The organism is Albidovulum sp., from assembly GCF_008933605.1.
In the GTDB taxonomy this organism is placed as follows: Bacteria; Pseudomonadota; Alphaproteobacteria; order Rhodobacterales; family Rhodobacteraceae; genus Albidovulum.
Map to the genome: position 1 here is coordinate 1 of NZ_WBUS01000165.1, position 7,007 is coordinate 7,007.

The following is a 7,007-nucleotide window of genomic DNA, read 5'->3' on the forward strand; positions in this document are numbered from 1 at the left end:
CCGTGGCGGGCGCCGCGCCGCGCGGGGCTTCGCCGCCGCCTTCGGCTTCGGCGCCGCCTTCGGCTGCGTGCCGTAGCGCCGGTCCGCCACCAGCGGAGGCTTCCTGCCGCCTGTCTCTCTCATGCGTCTGGTCCGATGCCTGCCCGTTTTCGGGCGACCATACAGGAGTGCCACCGGAATGTGGAGCGCCTGAGGCTCACAATTGCGCCGAAGCGCCGGCGGATGCTGCATCGCGGCGCGGTCCCGCAATCTGTTTTGCAGTTGCAGCAAGCACACTGCGCTGAATCCGGCGTCATCGGCCGCGTTCATGCACAAATTTTCAGCAATTGCCCGATTCCGCGCCTCCGCCTGGCAGTGATTCCGTTGTGTCGCAGCCCACCCCGTCGCTCCTTTCCTGCGGGATCAGCAACAGGCCGGGCGCCGGAGGGAACCATGAAATACATCATAGCGGCGATCAAACCCTACAAGCTCGACGAGGTGCGAGAGGCGCTGACCGCGATCGGGGTCAGGGGGATGATGGTGACCGAGGTGAAGGGCTTCGGTGCGCAGTCGGGACACACTGAGATCTATCGCGGCGCCGAATATGCCGTGAACTTCGTGCCGAAGATTAAGCTGGAGATCGCGGTCAGCGATGCCCTGGCCGACGAGGTCGCGGAGACGATCCGCAAGGTGGCCAAGACCGACAAGATCGGCGACGGCAAGATCTTCGTGCTCGATCTGAAGCAGGTGATGCGGGTCCGGACCGGAGAGACCGGGGAGGACGCGCTGTGAGCAGGACAACCAATCGGGGGATGACGATGCAGAAGACTTTGGGATGGGCGGGGCTGGCGGCCCTGGCCCTGGGGATGCCGGCCGTCGCACAGGAGACGGCCACGGCGGCTGTGGCGGCGGCGCCGGTCATCGACAAGGGCGACGTGGCCTGGATGATGACGGCCTCGGCGCTGGTGCTGTTCATGACGGTGCCGGGGCTCGCGCTCTTCTACGGCGGGCTCGTCCGGACGAAGAACATGCTGTCGGTGCTGATGCAGTGCACGATGATCGCCGCCGTGGTGATGATCATCTGGGTGCTCTACGGCTACTCCTTCGCCTTCGGCGGCGGCACATCGCCCTTCTGGGGCGGGCTCGGCAAGCTCTTCCTCTCCGGTGTCACGCCCGAGACGACGGCGGCGACCTTCTCCGATGGCGTGGTGCTGCCGGAATATGTCTTCATCGCCTTCCAGATGACCTTCGCGGCGATCACGCCGGCCCTGATCATCGGCGCCTTCGCGGAACGCGCGAAATTCTCGGCGGTGCTTCTCTTCTCGGTCCTGTGGGTCACCTTCGTCTACTTTCCCGTGGCCCACATGGTCTGGGATGCCTCGGGGCTCATTTTCGGCATGGGCGCCATCGACTTCGCGGGTGGCACTGTCGTGCATATCAACGCCGGTGTCGCCGCGCTGGTCTGGGCGCTGGTACTCGGCCCCCGGGTGGGCTACGGCCGCGACAACATGGCGCCGCATTCGATGACGCTGACCATGGTCGGCGCGGCGATGCTCTGGGTCGGCTGGTTCGGCTTCAACGCCGGGTCCAACCTCGAGGCGAACGCCGGCGCGACGCTGGCGATGATCAACACCTTCGTCGCCACCGCCGCCGCGATCGTGAGCTGGGCGCTCGTCGAGACGATCGCCCGCGGCAAGGCCTCGGGCCTCGGCGCGGCCTCGGGCATGGTCGCGGGCCTCGTGGCCGTGACCCCGGCCTGCGGCACCACGGGCCCGGTCGGCGCCATCGCCCTCGGCCTTGCCGTCTCGCCCGTCTGCTACCTCTTCGTGACCAAGGTGAAGCAGCGGTTCGGCTACGACGACAGCCTCGACGTCTTCGGTGTCCACGGCATCGGCGGCATTGTCGGCGCCATCGGCACCGGCATCCTGATGGCGCCGGGGCTCGGCGGCACGGGCGGCGAGGACTTCGCCATGGGGGCGCAGGTGATGACGCAGATCAAGGCGGTGGCGATCACCCTGCTCTGGTCCGGCATCGGCTCTCTGGTGCTGATCCATGTCACGAAGGCGATCACCGGCCTTCGCGTCGCCACAGACGACGAGCGCCAGGGGCTCGACCTCACCTCGCACGGGGAAAGCGCCTATCACGCCTGACCCCGGGGGCGGAACCGACGGGGACGGCGGGTCTTCGGCCCCGCCGTCCGCGTTCATCCAGTGGCGAGGGGCCGGCGGAGAGACTGGCTGCGGCGCGCTCAGACCCCGACCGAAAGGATCGCGCGTGCGAGGACCGGCACGGTCGCGGCGTTCAGCCCGGCGATGTTCAGCCGCGAATCGCCCACCATGTAGATGGCGTGTTCGGTCTTCAGCCGCTCCACCTGCTCGGGCGACGCGCCTAGGCGGGAGAACATGCCGCGATGCTGCGCGAGGAAGCCGAAGCGGTCGGAGCCGGACAGGTCGCGCAGTTCCGCGGCGAGCTGTTCGCGCAAGGAGAGCATCCCCAGCCGCACCGATTCCAGCTCCGCCTCCCAGTCGGCACGCAGCGCCGGGTCTTCGAGGATCATCGTGACGAGCCGCGCGCCGTGGTCCGGCGGGAAGGAGAAGTTCTGGCGGTTGAGGAAGGCGAGCGTGCCCTGCATGACCTCGCGCCGGGCCGGGTCGGAGAGGGCCATGAGCGCGCCGGTGCGTTCGCGGTAGATGCCGAAGTTCTTCGAGCAGGAGGCGGCGACCAGCACCTCGGGCAGGCGGTCGGCGATGAGCCGCACGCCCGCCGCGTCCGCCTCGAGCCCGTCGCCGAAGCCCTGATAGGCGATGTCGATGAGCGGAAGCGCGCCGGTCTTCTCGAGTACCGCGGCCACCTCGGCCCATTCGGGCAGGGTCAGGTTGGCGCCGGTCGGGTTGTGGCAGCAGCCGTGCAGCAGCACCGCGTCGCCCGCCTTCGCCCCGGACAGGTCGGCGAGCATCGCTTCGAAGGCGACAGCGCGGGTTTCGGCGTCGAAGTAGCGGTAGGGCTGCACCGGGATGCCGAGATAGTTCAGGATCGACAGGTGGTTCGGCCAGGTCGGGTCGGAGACCCAGACCCGCGCGCCCGGCGAGGCCATGCGGATCAGTTCGAACGCCTGGCGCACCGCGCCGGTGCCGCCCGGCGTCGCGACCGAGGCGATACGCGCCTCGGGCATGGCGGTGCCGAGGACGAGGCGGGCGAGGGCCGCGTTGAACGCCGGCTCCCCGGCGAGGCCGGTGTAGGTCTTGGTCGTCTCGGTTTCCCAGAGCCGTTTCTCGGCGGCCTTCACGGCGCGCATGACCGGCGTGAGGCCTGTCGCGTCCTTGTAGACGCCGACGCCGAGGTCGATCTTGTCCGCGCGCGGATCGGCGCGGAACTGGCCGATGAGCTGGAGGATCTTGTCGGCGGGCTGCGGCTTCAGGCTGGAGAACATCGGCGTCACCCCTTCGCGACCTTGAGGTCGTTGTACATGCCCCATTCGGCCCAGGAGCCGTCATAGAGCGCGTGGTCGTGCTTGCCGAGCCGCGCGAGGGCAAGGTTGAGGATCGCCGCCGTCACCCCCGAGCCGCAGGTGGTGATAGCGGGCCTGGCCAGGTCCACCTCCGCCGCCGCAAAGGCCGCGCGCAGCCCCCCGGCGTCCTTCATCGTGCCGTCGGCGTTGAGAAGCGTGGCGTAGTGCACGTTCTTCGAGCCCGGGATATGGCCCGACCGGAGGCCGGGGCGCGGCTCGGGCTCGGTACCGGCGAAGCGGCCGGGCGAGCGGGCGTCGAGGATCTCGTGATCGCCGAGCTTGGAGGCGGCGGCGACCTGGGTCACGTCGCGGACGAGGTGCGCCTGCCGGCTGACGGTGATGTGGCGGTCGCGCAGGATGGGCGCCATGTCCTCGACCGGACGGCCCTCGGCCTGCCACTTCGGGAACCCGCCGTCGAGCACCGCGACATCGGATTTCCCCATGAGCCGGAAGAGCCACCAGACGCGGGCGGCCGAGTAGATGCCGGCGCCGTCATAGACCACGACCTGGTGGCCGTCGCCCACGCCCATTGCGCGCATCCGGCTGACGAACTTCTCGGCCGGCGGCGCCATGTGCGGCAGGCCCGAGCGCAGGTCCGCGATCTCGTCGATGTCGAAGAACCGCGCGCCCGGGATATGGGCGGCATCGTATTCGGACTTCGCGTCGCGCGCAGCGCCGGGCATGTACCACGAGGCGTCGAGGAGCCTCAGGTCGGGATCCTTCAGGTGCCGCTCCAGCCAGTCGGTGGAAACCAGAGTCTTCGGATCGTCCTCGGCCATGTCCGTCCCCTTGGTGCCTTCTTCCGCAATACCCGGGCGGGCCGGGCCGTTGCAAGGATGCATAGGCGGCTAGCCCTGCTTCAGGAGCCGCTGCTTCTGCCGGTTCCAGTCTCGCGTGGCCTCGGTCGCGCGCTTGTCGGCGACCTTCTTTCCCTTGGCCACGCCGATCTTGAGCTTCACCCGGCCGCGATCGTTGAAATACATCACAAGCGGCACGAGCGTCATGCCCTCGCGCCCGATCGCCTGCCAGAGCCGCGCGAGCTCCTTCCGGGACACCAGGAGCTTGCGCCGGCGCCGCTCCTCGTGGCCGAAAACGCCGGCCTGCTTGTAGGCGGCGATGTAACTGTTGATGAGCCAGAGCTCCCCCCCCTCGACCGAGGCGTAGCTGTCGGCGATGTTCGACTGGCCGGTGCGGAGCGACTTCACCTCGGACCCGGTCAGGACGATGCCGACCTCGAGGTCGCTCTCGATGAAGTAGTCGAACCGCGCGCGGCGGTTCTCGGCGATCACCTTGTAGTTGGGGTTCTGTTTCTCGGCCATGATCGGCACGAGATAGGCGAGGGGCGCGTCCAAGTCCAGCGGGGGGCTTCCGGCCGGCGGCAGGAGCCGCTATCTGGACGGCAGGAGGGCCGCAATGGTCGTGCAGATCGTCATAGGGTCCCTGCTGATGCTGGGCACGATCGTCTTCACCGGGGCGACGCTCGGCCCCGTCGAGTCGCTTCTGCGGCGGTTCCACCCCTGGTTGACGCGCGAGCCGCACGGGCTGAAACTCGGGCTCCTGCTGATTGCGGCGGCGCTCTGGGTCATGGGCGTTGTGACCGTGGATGTCTGGATCTGGGCCTTGACCTTCGACCTTCTCGGCATCCTGCCGACGCTCGAGTCGGCGATCTACTTCGCACTCGCGTCGTTCACGACGCTCGGCTACGGCGACGTGGTGCTGCCGCAGGACTGGCGGCTCCTCGGCGGCATGTGCGGCGCCAACGGCTTCATGATCTTCGGCTTCGTGATCGCCATGCTGGTCGAGGCGCTGCGCCATGTCCGGGTCGGCCAGATCGAGGGGCGGCGGCGGGGGTGACGACGGCGGCGGGCGCGTCAGTCCCGATGCGTCACCCTTCCGCCCGCGACGGTCATCGCAATGCCCATTCCGGCGACCTCCTCGGGCCGCGCCGCCTCGATGTCGCCGCCGAGCACCACGATGTCGGCAGCCAGGCCGGGCCGGAGCGTCCCGGTGATGCGATCCATGTGCGCCGCCCAGGCACCGCCGGCGGTGTAGGCCCTGAGCACGTCCAGAAGCGGCACGCGCTGGTCGGCGGCGCCCTCGTAGGTCGGCCGGGTCAGTGCGGCCCCGATGCCGCGCATCACCGAGATGTCGGTCACCGGCCAGTCGGAGGCGAAGGCGAGATGCGCCCCCGCCTCGGCGAGGTCGCGGCAGAGATAAGCATCGTTCCAACGGCCGCGGCCAATGACGTCGAGGGTGGGGAACAGCGCGAAGTCCATGGCGCCGGGGGCGTGCGGTGGCTGGACCGAGGCGGTGATGCCGAGTTGCCCAAGGCGCGGCACGTCGGCGCGGTCGATCAGCTCGATATGCTCGATCCGGTGGCGGCTGTCGCGCTTGCCGTTCGTGCGCTGCGCGGCCTCGTAGCCGTCGATGGTGGTACGGACGGCGCCGTCGCCGATGGCGTGGACGGCGATCTGCATGCCGCGCCGGTCGATCTCGGTGGCGATCTCGTTGAACCGCTCGGGGGCGAAGAGCGGCTCCGCCCGGTGGCCGCGATGGCCGGGGTAGTCGTTCAGCATGTAGGCGGTGCGGCTGTCCACCACGCCGTCCATGAACATCTTGACGAAGCGGCAGGAGAGCCACTCGTCGTCGAAGTCGCGCGTCATCGCGTCGGCGCGGTCAAGCTCGGAAAGCTCCATGTGCGGCTTGTAATGGAAGGGAACCTTCACCCGCGCGGTCAGCCCGCCTTCCTTCTGGAGGCCGCGCAGGAGGTCGAGCGTGTAGCGGTTGCCGTCCATGTTCACCATCGCGGTGATGCCGTGCCGCGCGGCATGGGCGAGCCCGCGCGCCACCTTGGCGCGGTCGATGGCCTGTTCCGCCACCGTGGGCCAGGGCGAGGGTTCGCCGCCGGTGGCGATGCCGAGGTTGAGCCGCGCCTCGCCGCCGAGCGCGATGACCGGGGCGAAGGCCTCGAATTCCCTCAGCTCGCCGGTGGCGGTGCCGTCCGGTCCCATGACGACCTCATGGCCGTGGGGCATGGCGGCGCCGTGGAGAAGGCCCGCGGCCGTCAGCGCGGCGGTGTTGGCCCAGACGGTGTGGTGGTCATGCGCGGTGATCGCGATGGGCCGGTCGGCGATGATGGCGTCGAGGTCGTGCCGGTTCATCGGGTGGTCGAGCATGGCGTAGTGACCGCCCTGCGCCATGAGGAGCGGCCGGTCGGGATGTTCGGCGGCGAAGGCACGGAAGGCGCGGGCGAGGGCGGCCTCGCCGTCCGCATGGGTCAGTTGCAGATGCGCGAGTTCCGCCCCGCCGAGGACGAGGTGCAGGTGGCTCTCGACGAAGCCGGGCAGAAGCGTCGCGCCCTTGCAGTCGATGACCTCGGTCGCGGGCCCCGCGAGCGCCTCCACCTCGGCGCGCGCGTCGAGCAGCACCTCGCGCCACGCGGCGACCCGCTGCGAGATACCGCCGCCGAGCCGCGCGACCGCCTGCTGCCGCTGCGTCTCCGTCTCGGCATTGATGAGGT

The 7,007-nt window shown here is 69.4% G+C and carries 7 protein-coding genes; 3 read left to right on the forward strand and 4 right to left on the reverse strand.

Annotated features, from left to right (window positions below; all coding sequences use genetic code 11):
• Nucleotides 1–432 precede the first annotated feature (432 nt).
• Nucleotides 433–771, forward strand: coding sequence for a P-II family nitrogen regulator (locus F9K34_RS15995; RefSeq protein WP_291338117.1), 339 nt, complete (start codon nt 433–435; stop codon nt 769–771).
• Between the two features lie 26 nt (nt 772–797).
• A complete protein-coding gene (locus tag F9K34_RS16000; protein ID WP_291338118.1) occupies nt 798–2,129 on the forward strand; it encodes an ammonium transporter in 1,332 nt (443 codons plus the stop codon).
• 98 nt (nt 2,130–2,227) lie between these two features.
• On the opposite strand, the gene F9K34_RS16005 is transcribed toward F9K34_RS16000, so the two are convergent.
• The 3 genes from F9K34_RS16005 to smpB form a co-directional block, all read right to left on the reverse strand.
• Nucleotides 2,228–3,409, reverse strand: coding sequence for an aromatic amino acid transaminase (locus F9K34_RS16005; protein ID WP_291338119.1), 1,182 nt, complete (start codon nt 3,407–3,409; stop codon nt 2,228–2,230).
• Between the two features lie 5 nt (nt 3,410–3,414).
• Nucleotides 3,415–4,266, reverse strand: coding sequence for a 3-mercaptopyruvate sulfurtransferase (sseA, locus tag F9K34_RS16010; RefSeq protein WP_291338120.1), 852 nt, complete (start codon nt 4,264–4,266; stop codon nt 3,415–3,417).
• A 69-nt stretch (nt 4,267–4,335) separates the two neighbouring features.
• Nucleotides 4,336–4,806, reverse strand: a complete 471-nt coding sequence (smpB, locus tag F9K34_RS16015) for an SsrA-binding protein SmpB (RefSeq protein ID WP_291338122.1) — start codon at nt 4,804–4,806, stop codon at nt 4,336–4,338.
• Between the two features lie 94 nt (nt 4,807–4,900).
• Between smpB and F9K34_RS16020 the strand changes: the two genes are divergently transcribed.
• A complete protein-coding gene (locus F9K34_RS16020; protein WP_291338121.1) occupies nt 4,901–5,341 on the forward strand; it encodes a potassium channel family protein in 441 nt (146 codons plus the stop codon).
• A gap of 17 nt (nt 5,342–5,358) precedes the next feature.
• Here F9K34_RS16020 and F9K34_RS16025 read toward each other — a convergent pair whose 3' ends face one another.
• The gene (locus F9K34_RS16025; protein WP_291338123.1) at nt 5,359–7,002 is read right to left on the reverse strand and encodes an amidohydrolase; all 1,644 of its coding nucleotides are present in this window, start codon (nt 7,000–7,002) and stop codon (nt 5,359–5,361) included.
• Between the last annotated feature and the right edge of the window lie 5 nt (nt 7,003–7,007).

Excerpts from the sequence above, each read along its gene's own strand:
- F9K34_RS16000 (WP_291338118.1), top strand. The coding sequence starts at position 798 with ATGCAGAAGACTTTGGGATGGGCGGGGCTGGCGGCCCTGGCCCTGGGG.
- F9K34_RS16020 (WP_291338121.1), top strand. The coding sequence starts at position 4,901 with ATGGTCGTGCAGATCGTCATAGGGTCCCTGCTGATGCTGGGCACGATC.
- smpB (WP_291338122.1), bottom strand. The coding sequence starts at position 4,806 with ATGGCCGAGAAACAGAACCCCAACTACAAGGTGATCGCCGAGAACCGC.
- F9K34_RS16005 (WP_291338119.1), bottom strand. The coding sequence starts at position 3,409 with ATGTTCTCCAGCCTGAAGCCGCAGCCCGCCGACAAGATCCTCCAGCTC.
- sseA (WP_291338120.1), bottom strand. The coding sequence starts at position 4,266 with ATGGCCGAGGACGATCCGAAGACTCTGGTTTCCACCGACTGGCTGGAG.
- F9K34_RS15995 (WP_291338117.1), top strand. The coding sequence starts at position 433 with ATGAAATACATCATAGCGGCGATCAAACCCTACAAGCTCGACGAGGTG.